The sequence below is a fragment of the Bacillus sp. TH50 genome (assembly GCF_016650565.1).
Lineage (GTDB): Bacteria > Bacillota > Bacilli > Bacillales > Bacillaceae_G > Bacillus_A > Bacillus_A mycoides.
Map to the genome: position 1 here is coordinate 1,428,400 of NZ_JAEKFM010000007.1, position 21,519 is coordinate 1,449,918.

Genomic DNA, 21,519 nt, shown 5'->3' on the forward strand with positions numbered 1-21,519 from the left:
TGAGACGAGGATGAATCATCTCATATGAAAAAAGTGAATAATCTCATGTGAAAAGGGTGAACTTCTGCACTGAGCAGGTTCATTCTTTTTGTTTATAATAAAAGCAGAGAAACCGAAATAGGGGTGAAATGATGAACACATTGGAAATTAAAAATTTAACGAAAAAATTTGGTGACTTCATCGCAGTAGATAATATGTCTTTATCTATTAAAGAAGGAGAGATATTTGGCTTTTTAGGATCAAATGGTGCTGGTAAAAGTACAACGATTAATATGATTGCTGGTTTGTTAAGAAGTAATGAAGGTGAAATTAGCATACTAGGAAAAAATATAAAGAAACATAATCGATTTGCGAAAATGAATATCGGTATCGTTCCGCAAGATATTGCGATTTATGAAGAGTTAACTGCCTATGAAAATGTGAAATTCTTTGCTGGATTGTATGGATTACGAGGAGCCGAGCTAAAAGCGAGAGTAGAGGAAGCACTTCAATTTGTAGGCCTTAGTGATAAACATAAAAGTTATCCGAAAAACTTTTCTGGCGGGATGAAACGAAGACTGAATATCGCTTGTGCAATCGCTCATAGACCGAAGTTAATTATTATGGATGAACCGACAGTTGGAATTGATCCGCAGTCAAGGAACTACATTCTTCAGTCTGTCCGAAAATTAAATGAAATGGGAAGTACGATTATTTATACGAGTCACTACATGGAAGAAGTAGAAGAGATTTGTACGAAAATAGCAATTGTCGATCACGGTAAAGTAATTGCAGAAGGAACGAAAGAACAGTTAAAAGCGATTATTACAGATACGAAAGATATTTGGATTGAAGTAAAGTCAGTAGAAAATTTAGATGTAGAAAATTTAAAAGAGATAAATGGTGTGAAAGCTGTTCAAATTGAAGAGAACGTAATCAAGGTAAACTCGGATGCAGGATTAAATAATTTAAATAAAATTATTCAGCATTTCATTAATCATGACATTGAAATTCGTTCGTTAGAGGAGCAGGCTCCAAACTTAGAAACAGTATTTCTTACGTTAACTGGAAGAAACTTACGAGATAAATAAAGGTAAATGAAGAAAAGGTAAAGGGAGGTTCATCAATTGAACATCTTTAACATTGCAGTGATGCACATTAAAAGAGATTTCAGGGACGTAAGAACTTTAGTTTTTATGTTAGCATTTCCGATTGTACTTATGCTTGTATTAGGAACAGCGTTAAGTAACGCATTTAATAGCGATAGTCAAGCGATTAAGGATATACAAGTGCTATATAAAGATGAAGCGAGTAGCACGTTTTCTCAATCGTTTGAAGCGTTTACGAAAGAAGTCGATAAATCAGGTATTCATTTTAAAAAAGTTTCCGAAGGTATAGATGGGAAAGAAGAAGTGAAGCAAAATAAATATGCTGCTTATGTAGAGTTAAATAAAGATGGTGCAAAATTTTACGGAAGTGACAAAAGTAGTATTGAGGGAAGTATTGTGGAAGGCATGCTTACAACATTTGTTGATAAGTACAACGTAGTGGCCGAAGTTGCAAAAGTAGATCCGAGTAAGGTTAGCGCAGTTATTTCAAACGGAAATCATAATGATTATATTAAAGAAACATCTTTACAAGCTGCTAAAAAACCAGGTTCTATGGATTACTATGCGGTTGTAATGACGACGATGATTGCACTGTACGCTGCAATGGGGGCGAGTTTTTTAATTCGAGGAGAACGAATACGTAAAACAGGAGATCGCTTAATTGCAGCACCTATAAGTAAAGCTGAGATTTTCGTTGGGAAAGTGCTCGGTAGTCTTGTAGCGAATGCACTTTGTCTATTACTTGTCGTTTTATTTAGTAAATTTGTTTTTCAAGCGAATTGGGGCGACCATATTGGAATCATATTTATTATTTTACTAACAGAAGTCTTTTTAGCAATTAGCTTCGGTTTAGGAATCGGATATATTACAAAAACAGGTGAGGCATCTAGAGCGATTATTATGGTTGTTGTGCAATTAGCGTCTATTTTTGGTGGTGCGTATTTCGTAGTGGAAGAAAATTCCGTTACGAATTTATCACCATTAACGTGGGCAAACACAGCTATTATGAAAATTATTTATGCAAATGATGTAGGAGCGGCACTACCGGTAATATCTTTAAATCTTGGGATTTCAGCAATCTTCTTATTAATTGCGATTATTGCATTACGTAGACGGGAGGGGCTATAGTATGAAAGATATTTTATGGCTCATACAAAAAACGTTATCTGTGCTTCTGAAAAATAAAAAGGGGCTACTCATTATTATTAGCTTGCCGATAATAGGAACGCTCATTTCCTTTTCGATATATGGGAATGTAGGGCAAGGAACGTTAAATATTGGGGTTATAAATAAAGAAAATCAACCTATCGCAAATGATACAGTGAAATTTTTAGAAGGACTCAATCATGTAAATGTTAGTAAAATTAAGGAATCTGAAGTGGAAGATAAACTCACTTCAAAAAAACTTGATGGTGTTATTACATTACAGTCGGGTTTTTCTGAAAGTGTTCGAGAAGGGAAACCGAGTCATATTGAGATTTCATCGATTAAAGGCGATCAAGTAACAGGATTTATAAAATCGTATTTATATAACTATGTTGATAACATCGCTGCGATTAGTAAAGTGGCAGGGGCCGATCAAAGTACGTTTAATAGTATGTACGCTGGTTATCAAAAAAGTTCATTTAAAGTAAAGTCTGAGACACTTGAAGATACTTCAAAAAATAAAGATATGACAAATCAAACGATGGGTTATCTTATTATGTTTATGTTATTTTCAGCAGCGAACTTATCAGGATTTATCTTAAAAGAAAAAGAGAATAGAACGTACTTTAGATTATTATCAACGCCGATAGATGGGAAGAAATTTATATTATCTAATGTTGCAGTAAATATGATGATATTAACAATACAAATTGTCATTGCAGTCTTATTTATGACGAATGTTTTTCACACAAATATCAATATGCCTTTCCTAGTGATGATTGGTGTACTTATGATATTCGCTTTAATTGCAATTGGTTTATCATTAGTCATTGTGTCTTTTTCAAAAAGTTCAACTGCTTCAAATGCAATGCAAAATATAGTAATAGTACCAACATGTTTACTTGCTGGATGTTATTTCCCGTACGACATTATGCCGAAAGCAGTACAAAAAGTAGCGGATTTCCTTCCACAGCGTTGGTTACTAGATACGATTTCAAAACTACAGCAAGGCATTCCATTTTCTGAGTTGTATTTAAATATTTTAATTTTATTCGCTTTCGCGATAGCATTCTTCTTAATTGCTATTTATAAGTTTGGAAGAAATAATGATGCGAGGAACTTTGTTTAATGAAAAAGGGTGTGGCGTAAATGCCACGCCTTTTTTGTTCGTAATTAAAAGTAAGGAATACATTTCGTATGAAAAAGTAATTTAATGAAACACTACGAAATAGTAAGTAATATGATCGGAAGGAAATCAAAATGATTAAAAAGATATTGCGAGTTACTTCTATTATTATTGCTATTTTCGTTGTTATTTTAATTTGGATGCATATTGACGTTACTCTCGGAAGGAAGATGGAAGCTGGGAAAAACATGCCGACAGAGTATGCGTCTCATTATAGTGATTTTCAATTATATGTAGAAGGGAAGTCGTTTTATAAACAGTTATTTACTGATATAAGGGAAGCGAAAAGTTCCATTTACACTTATTTTTTCATTTTGTCGGATGATAAAAGTAGCCATACTTTTTTAAACTTATTAAAAGAGAAAGCGAAAGAAGGAGTAAACGTATATTTATCGGTTGATTTAATTAATGATTTATCATTTGAAAGAAAGATGAAAAAAGAATTACAAGAAAGTGGTGTTCATTTTACATACAGTAGAAAACAAGAATTGCCATTCGGATTTTATTCAATTCACCATCGTAATCATCGTCGTATTACGACGATTGATGGGGAGATTGGCTATACGGGTGGCTTTAATATAGGAGATGAATATTTAGGGAAAGATAAGAAATTTGGATACTGGCGTGATTATCATGTACGACTCAGAGGAGAAGGAGCGAAAGATTTAGAAGAGCAGTTTGCTTTAGATTGGAAACGAGACACGAAAGAGGATATAAAGAGGAGTACGAATAAGGCTAGTAAAGGGAATACGTTACATACAATGGCTAGTTACAATGGGCATCACGTCGCTGAAAAATATGTAGAGTTAATAAAACAAGCGAAGCATTCGATTGTCATTACGACGCCATATTTTATAGCGAAAAATAAAGGGTTAATGAACGCTTTAATCGCGGCGCAGAAACGTGGTGTTACAGTAAAAATACTTTGGTCATATAAACCAGACATTCCTCTCATTAAAGAGGCGGCATATCCATACATACGTCAAGCTGTTAATAATGGGATTACTGTATACGGTTATAAAAAAGGTATGTTTCATGGAAAGTTAATGCTGATTGATAATGAATTAACCGTTATTGGTACAACAAACTTTACTGCGCGTAGCTTCTATATAAATGATGAGATGAATTTGTATATTCATGGTGGTCCTATCGTAGCGCAAGTAAATAAGGCGTTAATAGAGGATTTTAATGATTCGAAAGAAATGAAGAAAGAGTTTTTTGATAACTTATCTTTTTGGGAGCGTTGTAAGGAGAAGTTGGCGGGATTAGTTGATTTTTATTTATAATAATTAAGGAAGAAAGGGTGTCTATAAAGGACACCCTTTTTTGATGGGAATAACTATTATTCATGCACAAGCATCGAAACATCATCATTAATCAACGTCCCAACATGCTCACCTAAACAAATTCTTTTCATCACCCCAGGCTCATCAAAGTTAAAGACGTGTGCTGGTAAATTGTAGTCCCGAGCAAGTAATAAAGCTGCTTGATCCATTACTTGTATGTTTTGCCTAACAATATCGTTATAGTTCAGTTTACTGTACATTTTCGCTGATTTGTTATGTTTCGGATCACTTGTAAAGACACCGTCTACTCCTTGTTTTGCGACTAAAATGGCGTCGCTATTCATTTCAATGGCTCTTTGTACACTTGGGTAATCTGTTGTAACGAATGGTTGCCCGTTACCACCACCGAATATGACAACATAACCGTTATCTAAATGATGTACTGCACGTAGGCGAATATATGGTTCAGCTACTGCATTAAAAGGGATGGAAGTCATAACGCGTACTTCTCTATCTGTTTTACTTGTTAAAACGCCGCGAAGCATTAAGCTGTTAATAATCGTACCTAGCGTACCGATATTATCAGCTTCTACACGATCAATTCCCCATTCTTCAGCTAGATGACCTCTGAAAATGTTACCGCCACCGATGACAATGGATACTTCGATATCTAGGTCAATAATGGATATTATTTCGTTTGCGATATGTTCTAATCGTTTGGAGTTAAAGCTATTTCCAGATTGATCAGCAAGTGCGCCGCCACTTAGTTTAATTAAGACGCGTTTATATGGTTTCATAACAATTCCCCCTATATAGATTGCAATAAAAAAGGAACAAAGGCGAATGCCTTTGTTCCTTCGTAAGAAAATGAAATAGAAAAGAAATAGATATGATGAACTTCTTCACGTGATTTTTCATAACATCCACTCCTTTTCATCCCCATTTATTTAGAATACGTATATCTTTTAGATTATACGAAATAATCTGATGTTTTATCAAGGTTATTTTATTTCTTTTTATAAAAAAGTGTCAATGAATATTATAAGAAATAAATTTGAATTTTTTGTGACGAACTTGTAGGTTTTTGTATGATTTTGTAGGTTCGCCTATATGATGTGTGAGTAAGCTTTTATAAATACTAAATGAAAGCGTTCGCATAAAAGGGGATGAACATAAATGAAAAAATTCGGATTGGCAACACAAATTTTTGTCGCACTTGTTTTAGGGATTGTAGTAGGGGCAATCTTTTATGGCAATAAAACGGCGATTTCTTATATCACACCAGTTGGGGATATATTTATTCATTTAATTAAGATGATTGTAGTACCGATTGTTATTTCAGCATTAATTGTTGCGGTAGCTGGTGTAGGTGATATGAAAAAGCTTGGGAAACTGGGCGGTAAGACAATTCTTTATTTCGAAATTATTACGACGATTGCTATTTTAATGGGATTACTTGCAGCAAATATATTCCAACCAGGTACTGGCGTTGATATGAGTAATTTACAGCAAAGTGATATTTCTTCTTATAAACAAACAGCAGATGCAACAGAGAAGAAAGGCTTTGCAGAAACGATTGTTCATATTGTACCGAAAAATATATTTGAGTCTATTACACAAGGTGACTTATTACCGATTATATTCTTCTCAGTACTATTCGGTTTAGGAGTTGCAGCAATCGGAGAAAAAGGAAAGCCTGTTTTTAACTTTTTTGAAGGTGTGCTCGAAGCGATGTTCTGGGTTACAAATCAAGTGATGAAATTCGCACCATTTGGTGTATTCGCATTAATTGCTGTTACGGTTGCAAAATTTGGTGTAGCAACACTACTTCCTTTAGGAAAACTAGTGCTAGCTGTATACGTAACTGTTATACTATTCGTTGTGATTGTATTAGGTATTAATGCGCGAATGGTTGGAGTAAATATTTTTACATTAATGAAAATTTTAAAAGAAGAACTTATTCTTTCATTTACGACAGCAAGTTCAGAAGCTGTTTTACCTAATATAATGAGAAAAATGGAAGAGTTCGGTTGTCCAAAGGCAGTTGCCTCTTTCGTAATTCCGACAGGTTATACATTTAACTTGACTGGATCAGCTATTTATCAAGCGTTAGCGGCATTGTTTGTTGCACAAATGTACGGTGTACACATGTCACTGACGGAGCAAATAACGCTATTATTCGTTCTCATGTTAACATCCAAAGGTATGGCGGGAGTTCCGGGTGCATCATTCGTTGTTGTATTAGCGACGTTAGGATCAATGGGCTTACCGCTAGAAGGCATCGCATTAATTGCGGGAATTGACCGCATTTTAGATATGATTCGCTCAGCTGTCAATGTATTAGGAAATGCATTAGCTGCCATTGTTATGTCGAAGTGGGAAGGCGAATTCGATGATGAGAAAGCAAAACAATATGTAGAAACGGTCAAACAAACAAAAGCAGCGTAAGAGATTGTTAAGGAGTGAGTAATCATGGCAACATTAACTGAAGTTAAAAATGGAGTACGAATTGAAAAAGATTTTTTAGGTGAAAAAGAAGTACCAAATTATGCGTACTACGGTGTACAAACAATGCGTGCAGTAGAGAATTTCCCGATTACAGGATACAAAGTTCATGAAGGTTTAATTAAAGCGTTAGCAATTGTAAAAAAAGCGGCAGCACTTGCTAATGCAGATGTAGGAAGATTGGAATTGAAAAAGGGTGGTGCTATCGTAGAAGCATCACAAGAAATCCTTGAGGGGAAATGGCATGATCATTTCATCGTTGATCCAATTCAGGGCGGTGCAGGAACTTCAATGAATATGAACGCAAATGAAGTCATTGCCAATCGTGCCCTTGAATTATTAGGAATGGAAAAGGGAGACTATGATTATATTAGTCCAAACAGTCATGTAAATATGGCACAATCAACAAACGATGCATTCCCAACAGCGATTCATATTGCAACATTAAATGCATTAGAAGGCTTATTACAAACAATGGGTTATATGCATGATGTATTTGAATTAAAAGCAGAACAGTTCGATCATGTTATTAAAATGGGTCGTACACATTTACAAGATGCTGTGCCAATTCGTCTTGGACAAGAATTTAAAGCATACTCCCGCGTACTTGAACGTGACATGAAACGTATCAAGCAATCACGTCAACATTTATATGAAGTAAATATGGGAGCAACTGCAGTTGGTACAGGCTTAAATGCAGATCCAGAATATATTGAAGCAGTTGTAAAACATTTAGCTACAATTAGTGAACTACCACTTGTTGGTGCAGAAGATTTAGTAGATGCAACTCAAAATACGGATGCGTACACTGAAGTATCTGCAGCACTTAAAGTATGTATGATGAACATGTCTAAAATTGCGAACGACCTTCGTCTAATGGCATCAGGTCCACGCGTTGGATTAGCGGAAATTATGCTACCAGCTCGTCAACCAGGTTCATCTATTATGCCAGGGAAAGTAAACCCTGTTATGCCAGAAGTAATTAATCAAATTGCGTTCCAAGTAATTGGTAACGACCATACAATTTGCCTTGCTTCAGAAGCAGGACAATTAGAATTAAATGTTATGGAACCAGTACTTGTTTTCAACTTACTTCAATCTATTAGCATTATGAATAACGGTTTCCGTGCCTTTACAGATAATTGCTTAAAAGGAATTGAAGCGAATGAAGATCGCTTAAAAGAGTACGTTGAGAAGAGTGTAGGAATTATTACAGCCGTGAACCCTCATATCGGCTATGAAGCAGCAGCTCGCGTTGCGAAAGAAGCAATTGCGACAGGGCAATCCGTTCGAGAACTATGTGTGAAAAATGGTGTATTGTCACAAGAAGAATTAGAGTTAATTCTAGATCCATTCGAAATGACACACCCAGGGATTGCAGGAGCAACTCTTTTAAAGAAAAATTAAAAGAAGAGGGGGACAATCCCCTCTTTTTTGTTTACAATATAGAAATGCTATATATGAATAGAGGTAGGGATGTTATGAGTAAGTTTACAGTGGCTTCTAATGGTGCATTAGAAACAACATTAAGAGGAGCAGAAGTATTATCAACACCACTTTTAAATAAAGGGGTAGCTTTCACACAAGAGGAAAGAGAAGAGTTAGGTTTAAAAGGGTTATTACCGCCAGCGGTTTTAACGTTAGAAGAACAAGCACGCCGAGCATATGAACAATTTAGTTCTCAGCCGGATGATTTATTAAAGAATGTATACTTAACAGCGTTACATGATCGAAATGAAGTGTTATTTTATCGTATTTTAACAGAGCATTTACGTGAAATGTTACCGATTGTATATACACCAACTGTAGGTGTAGCAATTCAAAGATATAGTCATGAATACCGTAAACCACGTGGCATTTATTTATCAATTAACGATCCATCAGGCATTGAAGATGCATTTGCAAATATCGGTGCAACAGCTGAAAACATTGATTTAGTCGTTGTAACGGATGGAGAAGGTATATTAGGAATTGGTGATTGGGGTGTTGGTGGAATTAACATCGCAATCGGGAAATTGGCTGTATATACGGCCGCAGTTGGAATCGATCCTAGCCGTGTATTACCGGTAATTTTAGATGTAGGTACAAATCGTGAGGAATTATTAAACAATCCATTTTATATTGGAAATCGTCACCCTCGTATAACAGGTGAAGCTTATGATGAATTTATTGATACGTTTGTTCAAGCGGTAAATAAACAATTCCCGAAAGCACTTCTACATTGGGAAGACTTCAGTTCTCGAAATGCACGGAAAATTTTAGATAAATATCGTCATGACGTTTGTACATTTAATGATGATATTCAAGGTACAGGGGCAGTTTCACTTGCTGCTGTATTATCGGCAGTAAAAGCTTCTGGTGTACCGTTAAGTGAACACCGCGTTGTTGTGTTTGGTGCTGGTACGGCTGGAATCGGTATCGCAGATCAAGTAAGAGATGCAATGGTTCGTGTCGGCTTATCAGACGAAGAATCACATAATCGTTTCTGGTGTATTGACCGTAATGGGTTGGTTACAGATAATATGGAAGATCTTCTTGATTTCCAAATTCCATATGCAAGAAAAGAAGCTGAAGTAAGTGATTGGAAACAAAATGATGCTATCGGACTTGCTGAAGTTGTGAAACATGTAAAACCGACAATTTTAATTGGTACATCTACTGTTGCAGGCGCATTTAAAGAGGAAATTATTAAAGAAATGGCTTCTCACGTAGAAAGACCAATCATTTTACCAATGTCGAATCCAACGCCACTTGCTGAAGCGAAACCAGCAGATTTAATCGAGTGGACAGAAGGAAAAGCATTAGTTGCAACAGGAAGTCCGTTTGAACCGGTTACATATAACGGTGTAACGTATGTGATTGGACAGTCAAATAACGCACTTATTTTCCCAGGACTAGGTCTTGGTACAATTGTTGTTCGTGCAAGCGTCATGACGGATGGAATGTTCGCAGCAGCAGCAGAAGCAGTTGCAAGTATGGTAGATACAAGTCAGCCAGGAGCGCCTATTTTGCCAGAAGTTGAAGAGTTACGTAATATCTCTGAACTGGTTGCGATTGAAGTAGCGAAAGTCGCAGTTGCAGAAGGTGTTGCTAGAGAGAACTTAAGTGATGACGATATTAAGATTGCAGTAAAAGAAGCAATATGGGAACCGGAGTATCGCCAAATAAAAGCGGTAGAAAAGGTTAGAATATAGAAATAAAGCCCGTTTATAATTATAAGCGGGCTTTCACTTTTACAATTGAAAAAAAGCATAGGAAGTGGCACCTTTGAATTGGAATCAATTATGGAAGAAAGATATGTATCTTTTAATTATATTAATGGTTGTTGTTCCGATTGCTGGAGAGCTGAATTTTCATCCTTTTAATGATATGTTTCGTGTTAGTTTCGGGACACCGCTTTTCTTCTTTTTATTACTATTTTTAAGAAGAGTGCCAGCAGCAGCTGCAGGTATTCTTGTAGGTATATCTGTAGTCTTATTTCGTGTATGTCTTGACTGGGTATTGCAAGGTTCATTCCATATGACAGAATCATTTTATTTGCGTTATCCTGTGTTCTTTTATTATTTTATTTATGGAAGTCTTTTTTCGCTTTGTAGGGTGAATAAGTTTCATCAGAAGCCAATTGTGATAGGATGTCTTGGAATTACAATTGAAATTATCGCAAGTATGTCTGAACTTGCGTTTTATCATATGTTAGTGCTTGGGACAACGATAACAGTTTCTGAAGTGAATAAACTAATTATTATTGCTATTTTTCGTAGTTTCTTTGCGCTTGGTTTTTTAAATATGATGAACTTGTATGAAACGAAGTTAAAAGAATCACAAGTTCGAAAAGAAAATGAAAATATGTTAATGTACCTCTCTAATTTATATGTGGAATCTGTCCATTTGAAAAAAACGTTACAAAATGCTGAGTTAATTACACAAGAAGCATATCAACTATATCGAAACTTACAAGCGAACGATGATTTAAATAGCAAAACAGCATTAAAAATAGCAGGAGAAGTGCATGAAATCAAAAAGGATAATCAAAGAATTTTTGCAGGACTATCTAAACTGTTATTAGATAAAAATGTGGCTGAGTATGTAGAAGGACATGAATTAGCGGAAATGATTGTAAGAATTAATGAGAAGTATGCTGAAATGTTAGAAAAAGATATACGTTTTTCGGAACATATAGAAGGTGAGCATGCAGAATATCATGTGTACACGGTCTTATCCATTTTTAATAACTTAGTTGCAAATGCAGTTGAAGCAATTGAGGGTAGAGGTCTCATTATTATTAAGCTATATAAACGAGATAAACATATATTCTTTGAAGTAATTGACGATGGTCCTGGTATTGCACAGAAGTATAAGAAATTAGTATTTAAGCCAGGATTTACTTCAAAGTATGATCAAACGGGAACACCTTCAACAGGTATTGGACTTTCTTACATAAACGAAATGGTAACAGAGCTAGGTGGAGAAGTGAGATTAGAAGACCGAGAAACTGGCGGAGGGTGTAAGTTTATCGTTTGTTTACCAGAGTGCAGTTTAAAGCGGGAAGGAGAATGAAGTTGTTTTATTATATCGTAGATGATGATGAAGTTTTCCGCTCCATGCTTTCACAAATTATTGAAGATGGCGATCTTGGGGAAGTAATTGGAGAGTCGGAAGATGGAGCTTTTATTGAAGCGGATCAATTAAATTTTAAAAAAGTAGATATTTTATTTATTGATTTATTAATGCCAATGCGAGATGGGATTGAAACAGTTCGCCATATTGCATCCTCCTTTACAGGGAAAATCATTATGATTTCTCAAGTTGAATCGAAACAGCTTATTGGTGAGGCGTATACACTTGGTGTTGAATATTATATTACGAAACCATTAAATAAAATTGAGGTTGTATCTGTTGTACGTAAAGTAATGGAACGTATTCGTTTAGAGCGCTCTATACATGATATTCAAAAATCATTGAATAACGTTTTTAAGTGGGAACAGCCGCAAGTTCGAAATGAGCCAATGCAAGAAGGAAAAAGAATAGCAGATTCAGGGCGCTATTTATTATCAGAACTCGGTATTGCAGGAGAGAATGGAAGTAAAGATTTACTTAGTATGTTGGAATATTTATATGGACAAGAAAAAGAGCAAACATTTGAATTTGGATTTCCTGCGCTAAAAGATATCTTTCACCATATAACTATAAGGAAATTAGAGAATATAGCTTCAGATGCAGATATAGATAAGGAGAGAAAAGCATCTGAACAAAGGGTACGTAGAGCGATTTATCAATCGTTAAATCACTTAGCTTCCCTTGGATTAACAGACTTTTCAAATCCGAAATTTGAAAGCTATGCTCCGAAATTTTTTGATTTCACTGTAGTTAGAAAACGAATGACAGAAATGACAAAGGATGAAGTAGCAACTTCTGGCCATATACGAATTAATACGAAGAAGTTTATTCAAGTGTTGTATTTTGAGGCAAAACGGTTGATGGAGATAGAGTGAAAAGAGATAAGTGTTTCAGATTGTAGACAAAGTCTTGTTCAAGTGACATTGAGTTTCTTGGTGCTTAACATGCTTTTGACTCTCTTTTTTAATTAGAGTTGGAATAGAAACAAAAAATAAATATAATATTGTTAATGCACCAACGGGGAGGAGGACAGGACATGAATAAAGAAGAAAAGGTCATAGTGGGTTTCAGGGACTTATACAATAAGATTGTTTGGCTTAATAAGGATAAGATGGAAGACAGTCTTAAGGGTTATAATTCTTCTGAAGTACATTGTATCGAATACATTGAAAAAAATGTAGATTCTAACGTGACAAAACTTGCGGAGGCCTTTTATATGACTCGCGGTGCCATAAGTAGAATAACTAAAAAACTTATAAAAAAAGGCCTTATCGAAAGTTATCAGAAGTCGGATAATAAGAAAGAAATCTATTTTAGGCTTACTGAACAAGGGAAAGTAATTTATAAAATACATGAGGATCTGCACAAAGAGTTTGAAGAACGGGATAAAGTTGTGTTTGATCAAGTAACCGAGGAAGAATTTGATAGTATACTTAGCTTCGTGGAAAAGTATAGTAGACATTTGGATACAGAAATAAAGAAACAAGGTGTACATATTAAGTCGTAATCTATTCAAAAAATAAAAATGAAACGGCAGGCAGTCCAAGGATGGACCGCCTTTTTTATTGTTGTAATTTTGTTGACAGGGAAACGAAATGGAGTTATTGTTTTGTTGATAAGGAAACAAAAATAACTGTTGGGGTGAGAATGTAAATGTCCAAATTCAGATCACATAATGAACATAATACGGAACGAGTCATAGATAAACACGCCTTACTATTCGGTCTCATCTCTGTGTTTCTTTGCGGAATAGGATTCAGTATTATAATACCTGTCGTTCCATTTTTAGTGCAGCCATATACAAGTAATTCGGCAGAACAAGCGGTCGTCGTTACGCTATTAACTTCTGTTTATGCAGTCTGCGTATTTTTTGCGGCTCCCGCACTTGGAGCTTTGAGTGATAAATATGGTCGTCGTCCATTACTTTTAGTATGCCTTTTCGGTTCCGCAATCGGGTACTTAGTTTTTGGCATAGGAGGAGCTCTATGGATACTATTTGCTGGGCGCATAATAGAAGGTATAACAGGAGGGAGCATAAGCACTATCTTCGCATATTTTGCAGATATTATTCCTCCAGAACAAAGAACGAAATACTTCGGATGGGTAAGTGCGGTTGTAGGAGTAGGTACTGTAATTGGACCAACTATAGGTGGATATCTTGCCAAGTTTGGTTATTCTGTACCTATGTATTTTGGAGCAATAATAACTTTATTAAATGTTGTTTATGGAATCTTATATATGCCTGAGAGCCTTGACAAAAATAATAGATTGAAAGAGATTACCTTTGTAAGATTGAATCCATTTACACAGCTTGCAAATATACTTTCCATGAAAAATTTAAAATGGCTACTTGTCTCAGCATTTTTACTTTGGATACCAAATGGATCTTTACAGGCAATTTTTTCACAATTTACAATGGATACTTTTAGTTGGAAGCCTGCGTTAATCGGACTTATGTTTTCAATTATGGGATTCCAAGATATCATTTCACAAAGTTTCATAATGCCAAAACTTTTGACAAAACTTACTGATAAACAGATAGCAATTCTCGGAATGGTTTCGGAGATTATAGGTTATAGTCTTATTGCAGCATCAGCTTTGTTCTCATTTTATCCGTTTCTTATCGCTGGAATGTTTATATTTGGTTTTGGTGATTCCATCTTTGGACCTTCATTCAATGGGATGCTCTCGAAGTCTGTCGATTCTAGTGAACAAGGAAGGATTCAAGGAGGTAGTCAATCTGTTCAAGCTTTAGCAAGAATGATTGGGCCAATCATTGGAGGGCAAATTTATGTTTCACTTGGGCATGCCGCACCTGCTTGTATGGGGATCATCCTTATAGTAGCCGCAATAACAGTCTTATATAAGGGCACGCATGAAAATATGTAAATTACGTACTTTATCCTCCTTTTATAGACAGTAAGCCCCTTGTATCAAAATTTTCACATCCATCTCAATGGTGTGTGTGAAAAACTTTTATTACTCTTCTTCATAAAATCATATCTTTTAAATTATTGATGCGATGGCCGGTAAAACTTTTACATGAATAATGTAGAAGATATTTAAATACTACGCTGGAAGCTTTCAGAATCGCCTGCATAATAGGCAGTTTTAACAAGTACTGAAACTCTATTTGCTTACAGTCTGAGGTGTTTATAAATAAGTATCTTTTTTGTTAAACCAACATTTTATATTTACTCGTGAAGCATGTAAAATGTTAAGTAAGAGAAAATGGTTTTACAGTAAGGAAGTGTCAAAAAATGAGTTTTACATTAAATAAATCGATTATTAAAGAAGTATGCGGAGAGACCTCATATAAAAGAGGTGAAGCTTATTATAAAGCAAATAAAGTAATAATAAATCATTATGATGAAAATAAAGAAATTTGCGAGGCAACGGTAAAAGGGAATGAAGATTTTCATGTTACAGTAGAAAAAGCTAAAAAAGGTGATGTTGTTGCGAAATGTAGTTGTCCTTCGTTAGCGTCTTTTCAAACATACTGTCAACATGTTGCGGCAGTATTGATACAAATAAATTATAATCAGCAAACCGGTGGAATGGTGCCTATTAGTAGCGGAAACATGAGCGGAAATGAACAATTAACAAGCGGGATGTTTCATTTATTTGCAGAAAAACCATTAAGACCAAAAAGTAAACAACACCGTTTTGATACACGTGAAATACTTCATGTTGAATTTATATGTACGCCAGTAGTTACGAAAAATGGTGGGGCACTGCTAGGTATTCAGTTTAAACTCGCCAAGATGTATTTTGTAAATCATATTAGAGAATTTCTTTCCAATGTGGAGAAAAGAGAGTCCTATAATTGCTCGAATGAATTTACATATACACCGGATGTACATAGCTTTAAGCGAGAAACGGATGCGATTATTCAGCAGCTCATTAAAATTTATCATAATGAAAAAATGTATGAGGATACACTGGAAGTACATGCAAAACAAGATGATAGTATGATTTTAATACCGCCAGCTTCATGGAAGGATATGCTATCTTTACTTTCTAAAGTTGAGTTTGTGGGACTTAATCAAGATGGAAAATCTTTTCACGGTTTACAAATTTCAAAAGGGCTACTTCCTTTACATTTTGAGTTTAATAAAGGGAGTAACGGTGGGTTTACACTTTATATTGACGGCTTACAACAAGTAGAAGTAATGGATACGTATAGTTATGCTCTATTTGGAGGGAAACTGTATCAGTTGAACGCTGAGGATTGTAAGCGGCTTATCGAATTACAAAAAATGATGAATCGTTCTAGTAGTAACCAATTGTATATTCCAGCAGATAAGATGGAGCACTTTGTAGCAAAAGTTGTACCAGGGTTAATGAAGCTTGGTACTGTGCGAATTGATGAAGTAATATCAGATCGTGTGGAAACGCCTTCGCTAAAAGCAAAATTGTATTTAGATCGAGTGAAAAATCGTTTGTTAGCAGGTCTCGAATTTCATTATGGAAACGTCGTGATTAATCCGTTAGAAGAGGATGGGCAGCCATCTGTTTTTAATCGTGATGAGAAAAAGGAAAAAGAGATTTTAGACATTATGAGTGAAAGTGCCTTCGCGAAAACGGAAGGCGGTTATTTTATGCATAATGAAGAAGCTGAGTATAACTTTTTATATCATGCTGTTCCAACGTTAAAAGGTTTAGTTGATATTTATGCGACGTCAGCAATCAAATTACGAATTCATAAGGGAGACACAGCTCCTCTTATAAGAGTTAGAAGGAAAGAGAGAATTGATTGGTTGTCATTCCGCTTTGATATAAAAGGTATTCCGGAGGCAGAAATTAAAGGGGTATTAGTCGCTCTTGAGGAGAAACGAAAATATTATCGTTTAGCAAGTGGTGCTCTACTATCACTTGAGAGTAAAGAGTTTAATGATATTAATCAGTTTATAAAAGAATCTAGTATTCGAAAAGAATTTTTAAAGGGCGAAGAAATAGATGTCCCTCTTATTCGTAGTGTGAAATGGATGAATTCACTGCAAGAAGGAAACGTATTAAGTTTAGATGAGTCTGTTCAAGAATTGGTAGAGAACATTCAAAACCCTAAAAAGCTTAAGTTTGCGGTGCCAATTGGCTTAGATGCGATAATGAGAGAGTATCAAACATACGGATTCCATTGGATGAAAACACTTGCCTATTATCGTTTTGGCGGCATTTTAGCTGATGATATGGGACTGGGGAAAACGTTGCAAAGTATTGCTTTTATAGACTCTGTTTTGCCGGAAATTCGAGAGAAGAAACTGCCTATATTAGTTGTTTCTCCGTCGTCCCTCGTTTACAACTGGCTTAGCGAGTTAAAAAAATTCGCTCCACATATTAGAGCAGTTATTGCCGATGGAAATCAAGCAGAGCGCCGAAAAATTTTAAAAGATATAACGAAATTTGATGTAGTAATTACGTCATATCCTTTACTGAGAAGAGATATAAGGTTATATGCGCAGCCATTTCATACGCTATTTCTTGATGAAGCACAAGCATTTAAAAATCATACGACGCAAACTGCAAGAGCGGTAAAAACAGTGCAGGCGGAGTACCGTTTTGGATTAACAGGAACACCTGTAGAAAATTCATTAGAAGAGCTATGGTCTATCTTCCACGTTGTCTTCCCAGAATTATTACCGGGAAGAAAAGAGTTCGGTGATTTAAGACGAGAAGATATTGCGAAGCGGGTAAAACCATTCGTGTTAAGAAGGTTAAAGGGTGATGTATTACACGAACTCCCAGAAAAAATTGAGCACTTACAATCATCAGAACTTTTACCAGATCAAAAGAGGCTTTACGCAGCTTATTTAGCAAAGTTAAGAGAAGAAACGTTAAAACATTTGGATAAAGATACGTTACGTAAAAATAAAATTCGGGTTTTAGCTGGTTTAACGAGACTACGGCAAATTTGTTGTCATCCTGCTTTGTTTGTTGATGACTATAAAGGTAGTTCAGCTAAATTTGATCAGCTGCTAGAAATTTTGGAGGAATGCAGAAGTACAGGGAAGAGAATTCTTATCTTTTCCCAATTTACGAAGATGCTTTCGATAATCGGACGTGAATTAAATCGTCAAGCAGTTCCATACTTTTATTTAGACGGGAGTACACCAGCGCAAGAACGTGTAGAGCTATGCAATCGGTTTAACGAAGGAGAAGGGGATCTATTTCTTATTTCGTTAAAAGCTGGTGGCACAGGACTAAATTTAACAGGTGCAGATACAGTTATATTGTACGACTTGTGGTGGAATCCAGCTGTTGAACAACAAGCTGCGGATAGAGCGTATCGAATGGGACAAAAAAATACAGTGCAAGTGATTAAGTTAGTAGCACATGGAACAATTGAAGAAAAAATGCACGAGTTACAAGAGAGTAAGAAAAATTTAATCGCTGAAATTATCGAGCCGGGAGAAGAGAAGTTATCTTCTATTACGGAGGAAGAAATCCGCGATATTCTTATGATTTAATATAGAAAAAGCTATGCTTTCATAGAGATGAAAGCATAGCTTTTTTGTTGTAATAATTATATTTTGTTTTGTACAAAGTAAAGAGATAAAGTGAAACTTTAAATAGTGGGAGTTGTTCGTCTCCCACTATTTATTTTATTTCTTTGTACCTTTACTTTTGTATGGTTTTGCAGCTTTCTTTTTCGCACTTGATTGCCAACGGTTCCATCCTTTACTTCCTGTACCTTGTCCTACACCTTTTTTCGGTTTTGCTTTCGTTTTACTCATATGATCACTCCGTTATATAAAAAATCTGATTTGATAATAGCCAATGTTTTAGAAAAATACTATCGATAAATGACTATGCTTGCTTTAAATAAAAACAAACTGCTTGAGTGCTATAGTATATCATGAAATTGCGAGTAAACTGAAAGGAATTATAAAGAAAATGAAAATAATAAGAAATACTGCGGATTCTATATTTCGAACAATCACACTAGTTGTTGTATATATGTTAGTTTCAATTAGTGAAATGTTTTTTGGATTGAAGAGACAAAGGAAATAAAAATGTTATATTAAGAACAATCGGTAAAGGCATAAAATAAAGAATTGAAAAATTTTTTAAAACTTTTTGTTGACTTTATCGATTTTTTGTATAGAATAATCATTAATAAAATGTTTCAGAGATGTGACAATAAAACGACTATGAAAGGACGAGTAGTAGTAGGATGTAGTTTAAGCGAGTCAGGGGCGGTGTGAGCCTGATACGAAGCCTATTATGAAGAACCTCCTGGAGTCGCTAACCGAAATCCTTTATAGGAAAGTAGACTTAGCCGGGAACTTCGCCGTTACAAGAAGAACAGTATCGAGATTTTTTAATCTCCGTACTGTATAAGTGAGCAACCTCTGTTGCTAATTTGGGTGGTACCGCGGAACCAAAGTCTTTCGTCCCAGTTTTTTGGGAAAGAAGGGCTTTTTTTGTTGGCTTCTTTTCACAACATCCAAACATTTTAGGAGGAAACCACCATGTATCAATCATTAATGACAGTAAGAGAGACTCAAATCGCAATTAAGGAAGTTAAAACATTTTTCGAGGATCAATTAGCAAAACGTCTTGAACTATTCCGCGTATCTGCACCATTATTCGTAACGAAAAAATCAGGATTAAACGATCACTTAAACGGTGTAGAACGTCCAATTGAATTTGATATGTTACATTCAGGAGAAGAATTAGAAATTGTGCATTCACTAGCGAAGTGGAAAAGATTCGCATTACATGAATACGGATATGAAGCTGGTGAAGGTTTATATACAAACATGAACGCGATTCGTCGTGATGAAGAACTTGATGCAACGCATTCCATTTATGTTGACCAATGGGATTGGGAAAAAATCGTTCAAAAAGAATGGCGTACTATCGATTACTTACAAAAAACAGTACAAACAATTTATGGAATATTCAAAGAATTGGAAGGTCACTTATTTGAAAAGTATCCGTTCCTTGGAAAGTATTTACCAGAAGAAATTGTTTTCATTACTTCTCAAGAACTGGAAGATAAATATCCAGAATTAACACCGAAAGATCGTGAACATGCAATTGCGAAAGAACACGGTGCAGTCTTTATTATTGGAATTGGTGATGCACTCCGTTCAGGTGAAAAGCACGATGGACGCGCGTCCGATTATGATGATTGGAAATTAAACGGTGACATTTTATTCTGGCACCCAGTACTACAAGCTTCGTTCGAATTATCATCAATGGGAATTCGTGTTGATAGTAAAGCACTTGATGAGCAATTAACGAAAACTGGTGAAGACTTCAAACGTGAATATGATTTCCATAAAGGTATTTTAGAAGACGTACTACCATTAACAATTGGTGGTGGTATCGGCCAATCAAGAATGTGTATGTACTTCTTACGTAAAGCACATATCGGTGAAGTTCAATCTTCTGTATGGCCTGATGATTTACGTGAAGCTTGCAAGAAAGAAAACATTCATTTGTTTTAATAGAAGTGAGAGAGAATAGCTCAAACATAGAGCTATTCTTTCTTTTTTATTTTGTAAACGAATAGTTTAAAGTGAGTTTTACTAATGGTTTCTTTTTCGTCTCCTTTTATATTGGATTTGGTTTGCTAATTATAATTGCATTCATTGATTATGAAAAAATACAGGTGGTTGTATTAGGAGTTGCACTATTCATGATGGTATTTTACTCGGATGTGAAGAAAGTTATTTTGAATGAATATAGAGCGTTTTTTCATGGGAAAGAGCGATAAGATATAAAATGAGAAGAGTCAGTTATATTTCCTAGGAAAGGATAAAATGAATAATTAAATTATTTTATAATGATTTTGGGATGTTGATAATATGTTAAAGAACGATTTGGATAGAGTCTTGAAATCTATGTGTAAAATGAAAATGCATTTTTAAAAGCTCAAACAAGCATAACCACGTTCTAAAGTTAGGACGTGGTTAAAAATATGGTTTAATTGATAATGAAATTCTGTTTGGCAAAGCCAATAACTTTTTATAAAAAATTACTTAATTATTTGTTACCGATTTCTTCCGCCAAACCGATTAGAATTCCTTCGGTTCCACGAATGTAGCAGAGTCGATACGAGTTCTCATACTGAACTACTTCTCCAACGAGCTGAGCACCATGCTTAGTAAGTCTGGATACCATTTCGTCAATGTCTTCAACGGTGAACATGACGCGCAGATAACCGAGGGCGTTTACAGGAGCTGTCCGGTGATCTGCTATAGTAGGTGGGGTGAGAAATCGCGAAAGTTCAATTCGGCTGTGACCATCTGGCGTAACCATCATAGCAATCTCTACGCACTGAGAACCGAGTCCAGTTACGCGACCAGCCCATTCACCTTCGACAGTAGCTCGCCCTTCGAGTTTTAATCCAATCTCCTTGAAGAAAGAGATTGCGTTATCAAGAGATTCTACAACGATGCTGACATTGTCCATTCTTAGTAATCTGTTGTTTGCCATAGTCTTTATCTCCTTATGTGTAAAAATTTATCCCGCTATTTGCGGGCAATAAGACTCCCACCTCAAAATTCGGCGAATGCGAGGAAGTTAGGTGGGAGATAACTGCCCGATTGTTGAATATAATGACTTGCTTCCGTTTTTTAACAATTTTATTGTTCTTCAAACGACTTTATTTTAAACTAAATAACCTTTTTCTCACTTTCCACTATGCAAACAGCTTTCTATTTATATAGGAAGGAAATAG

General features: G+C 35.4%; 18 protein-coding genes and 1 other annotated feature. Of the genes, 15 read left to right on the forward strand and 3 right to left on the reverse strand.

Annotated features, from left to right (window positions below; all coding sequences use genetic code 11):
• Positions 1-131: 131 nt before the first annotated feature.
• The 4 genes from JFU23_RS24515 (at position 132) to cls (ending at position 4,706) form a co-directional block, all read left to right on the forward strand.
• Entirely contained in the window at positions 132-1,070 is a 939-nt protein-coding gene (locus tag JFU23_RS24515; protein WP_002086377.1) for an ABC transporter ATP-binding protein, read from the forward strand.
• A gap of 36 nt (positions 1,071-1,106) precedes the next feature.
• Positions 1,107-2,216 carry an ABC transporter permease gene (locus JFU23_RS24520; protein WP_201032917.1) on the forward strand — a complete coding sequence of 370 codons (1,110 nt, stop codon included), beginning with the start codon at positions 1,107-1,109 and terminating at the stop codon, positions 2,214-2,216.
• A 1-nt stretch (position 2,217) separates the two neighbouring features.
• A complete protein-coding gene (locus tag JFU23_RS24525) occupies positions 2,218-3,363 on the forward strand; it encodes an ABC transporter permease (RefSeq protein ID WP_085310320.1) in 1,146 nt (381 codons plus the stop codon).
• A 131-nt stretch (positions 3,364-3,494) separates the two neighbouring features.
• The gene (gene cls, locus JFU23_RS24530) at positions 3,495-4,706 is read left to right on the forward strand and encodes a cardiolipin synthase (RefSeq protein WP_201032919.1); all 1,212 of its coding nucleotides are present in this window, start codon (positions 3,495-3,497) and stop codon (positions 4,704-4,706) included.
• A gap of 56 nt (positions 4,707-4,762) precedes the next feature.
• Here cls and pyrH read toward each other — a convergent pair whose 3' ends face one another.
• The gene (pyrH, locus tag JFU23_RS24535) at positions 4,763-5,503 is read right to left on the reverse strand and encodes a UMP kinase (RefSeq protein WP_002168682.1); all 741 of its coding nucleotides are present in this window, start codon (positions 5,501-5,503) and stop codon (positions 4,763-4,765) included.
• Between the two features lie 379 nt (positions 5,504-5,882).
• On the opposite strand from pyrH, the gene JFU23_RS24540 reads away from it, so the two are divergent.
• From JFU23_RS24540 to JFU23_RS24575, 8 genes are all read left to right on the forward strand, one after another.
• A complete protein-coding gene (locus tag JFU23_RS24540) occupies positions 5,883-7,154 on the forward strand; it encodes a cation:dicarboxylate symporter family transporter (RefSeq protein ID WP_002012230.1) in 1,272 nt (423 codons plus the stop codon).
• 24 nt (positions 7,155-7,178) lie between these two features.
• On the forward strand, positions 7,179-8,618 hold the full coding sequence (aspA, locus tag JFU23_RS24545) for an aspartate ammonia-lyase (RefSeq protein ID WP_137057018.1): 1,440 nt from the start codon (positions 7,179-7,181) through the stop codon (positions 8,616-8,618).
• Between the two features lie 74 nt (positions 8,619-8,692).
• Positions 8,693-10,405, forward strand: coding sequence for an oxaloacetate-decarboxylating malate dehydrogenase (gene malS, locus JFU23_RS24550; protein ID WP_002012227.1), 1,713 nt, complete (start codon positions 8,693-8,695; stop codon positions 10,403-10,405).
• Positions 10,406-10,469: 64 nt separating this feature from the next.
• On the forward strand, positions 10,470-11,768 hold the full coding sequence (locus JFU23_RS24555; protein WP_087946990.1) for a sensor histidine kinase: 1,299 nt from the start codon (positions 10,470-10,472) through the stop codon (positions 11,766-11,768).
• A gap of 2 nt (positions 11,769-11,770) precedes the next feature.
• The gene (locus JFU23_RS24560; RefSeq protein ID WP_002135525.1) at positions 11,771-12,703 is read left to right on the forward strand and encodes a response regulator; all 933 of its coding nucleotides are present in this window, start codon (positions 11,771-11,773) and stop codon (positions 12,701-12,703) included.
• Positions 12,704-12,864: 161 nt separating this feature from the next.
• Positions 12,865-13,335, forward strand: a complete 471-nt coding sequence (locus tag JFU23_RS24565) for a MarR family transcriptional regulator (RefSeq protein WP_137057905.1) — start codon at positions 12,865-12,867, stop codon at positions 13,333-13,335.
• Positions 13,336-13,481: 146 nt separating this feature from the next.
• Positions 13,482-14,717 carry an MFS transporter gene (locus tag JFU23_RS24570; RefSeq protein ID WP_033730545.1) on the forward strand — a complete coding sequence of 412 codons (1,236 nt, stop codon included), beginning with the start codon at positions 13,482-13,484 and terminating at the stop codon, positions 14,715-14,717.
• Positions 14,718-15,088: 371 nt separating this feature from the next.
• Positions 15,089-18,295, forward strand: a complete 3,207-nt coding sequence (locus JFU23_RS24575; RefSeq protein ID WP_201032920.1) for a DEAD/DEAH box helicase — start codon at positions 15,089-15,091, stop codon at positions 18,293-18,295.
• A gap of 135 nt (positions 18,296-18,430) precedes the next feature.
• Here the strand turns inward: JFU23_RS24575 and JFU23_RS24580 are convergent, their stop codons facing one another.
• Positions 18,431-18,562, reverse strand: a complete 132-nt coding sequence (locus tag JFU23_RS24580; RefSeq protein WP_000047589.1) for a DUF3934 family protein — start codon at positions 18,560-18,562, stop codon at positions 18,431-18,433.
• Between the two features lie 103 nt (positions 18,563-18,665).
• On the opposite strand from JFU23_RS24580, the gene JFU23_RS30280 reads away from it, so the two are divergent.
• The 3 genes from JFU23_RS30280 to JFU23_RS30285 all read left to right on the forward strand — a co-directional run bounded on the left by JFU23_RS30280 (position 18,666) and on the right by JFU23_RS30285 (position 20,553).
• Complete coding sequence (locus JFU23_RS30280; RefSeq protein ID WP_207200017.1) at positions 18,666-18,839, forward strand: hypothetical protein; 174 nt, start codon at positions 18,666-18,668, stop codon at positions 18,837-18,839.
• Positions 18,840-18,970: 131 nt separating this feature from the next.
• Positions 18,971-19,230: a binding site (T-box leader), on the forward strand.
• Between the two features lie 70 nt (positions 19,231-19,300).
• Positions 19,301-20,284 carry an aspartate--ammonia ligase gene (asnA, locus tag JFU23_RS24585; protein WP_201032922.1) on the forward strand — a complete coding sequence of 328 codons (984 nt, stop codon included), beginning with the start codon at positions 19,301-19,303 and terminating at the stop codon, positions 20,282-20,284.
• Positions 20,285-20,355: 71 nt separating this feature from the next.
• Positions 20,356-20,553 carry a hypothetical protein gene (locus JFU23_RS30285; RefSeq protein ID WP_080020880.1) on the forward strand — a complete coding sequence of 66 codons (198 nt, stop codon included), beginning with the start codon at positions 20,356-20,358 and terminating at the stop codon, positions 20,551-20,553.
• Positions 20,554-20,822: 269 nt separating this feature from the next.
• On the opposite strand, the gene JFU23_RS24590 is transcribed toward JFU23_RS30285, so the two are convergent.
• Positions 20,823-21,275, reverse strand: a complete 453-nt coding sequence (locus tag JFU23_RS24590; RefSeq protein WP_002165992.1) for a VOC family protein — start codon at positions 21,273-21,275, stop codon at positions 20,823-20,825.
• Positions 21,276-21,519 lie beyond the last annotated feature (244 nt).

What these genes read in the sequence shown, in the direction of transcription:
- JFU23_RS24515 (WP_002086377.1), top strand. Translation starts at nt 132, where the DNA reads ATGAACACATTGGAAATTAAAAATTTAACGAAAAAATTTGGTGACTTC.
- JFU23_RS24525 (WP_085310320.1), top strand. Translation starts at nt 2,218, where the DNA reads ATGAAAGATATTTTATGGCTCATACAAAAAACGTTATCTGTGCTTCTG.
- JFU23_RS24590 (WP_002165992.1), bottom strand. Translation starts at nt 21,275, where the DNA reads ATGGCAAACAACAGATTACTAAGAATGGACAATGTCAGCATCGTTGTA.
- aspA (WP_137057018.1), top strand. Translation starts at nt 7,179, where the DNA reads ATGGCAACATTAACTGAAGTTAAAAATGGAGTACGAATTGAAAAAGAT.
- JFU23_RS24565 (WP_137057905.1), top strand. Translation starts at nt 12,865, where the DNA reads ATGAATAAAGAAGAAAAGGTCATAGTGGGTTTCAGGGACTTATACAAT.
- cls (WP_201032919.1), top strand. Translation starts at nt 3,495, where the DNA reads ATGATTAAAAAGATATTGCGAGTTACTTCTATTATTATTGCTATTTTC.
- malS (WP_002012227.1), top strand. Translation starts at nt 8,693, where the DNA reads ATGAGTAAGTTTACAGTGGCTTCTAATGGTGCATTAGAAACAACATTA.
- asnA (WP_201032922.1), top strand. Translation starts at nt 19,301, where the DNA reads ATGTATCAATCATTAATGACAGTAAGAGAGACTCAAATCGCAATTAAG.
- pyrH (WP_002168682.1), bottom strand. Translation starts at nt 5,503, where the DNA reads ATGAAACCATATAAACGCGTCTTAATTAAACTAAGTGGCGGCGCACTT.
- JFU23_RS24540 (WP_002012230.1), top strand. Translation starts at nt 5,883, where the DNA reads ATGAAAAAATTCGGATTGGCAACACAAATTTTTGTCGCACTTGTTTTA.
- JFU23_RS24570 (WP_033730545.1), top strand. Translation starts at nt 13,482, where the DNA reads ATGTCCAAATTCAGATCACATAATGAACATAATACGGAACGAGTCATA.
- JFU23_RS24580 (WP_000047589.1), bottom strand. Translation starts at nt 18,562, where the DNA reads ATGAGTAAAACGAAAGCAAAACCGAAAAAAGGTGTAGGACAAGGTACA.
- JFU23_RS24575 (WP_201032920.1), top strand. Translation starts at nt 15,089, where the DNA reads ATGAGTTTTACATTAAATAAATCGATTATTAAAGAAGTATGCGGAGAG.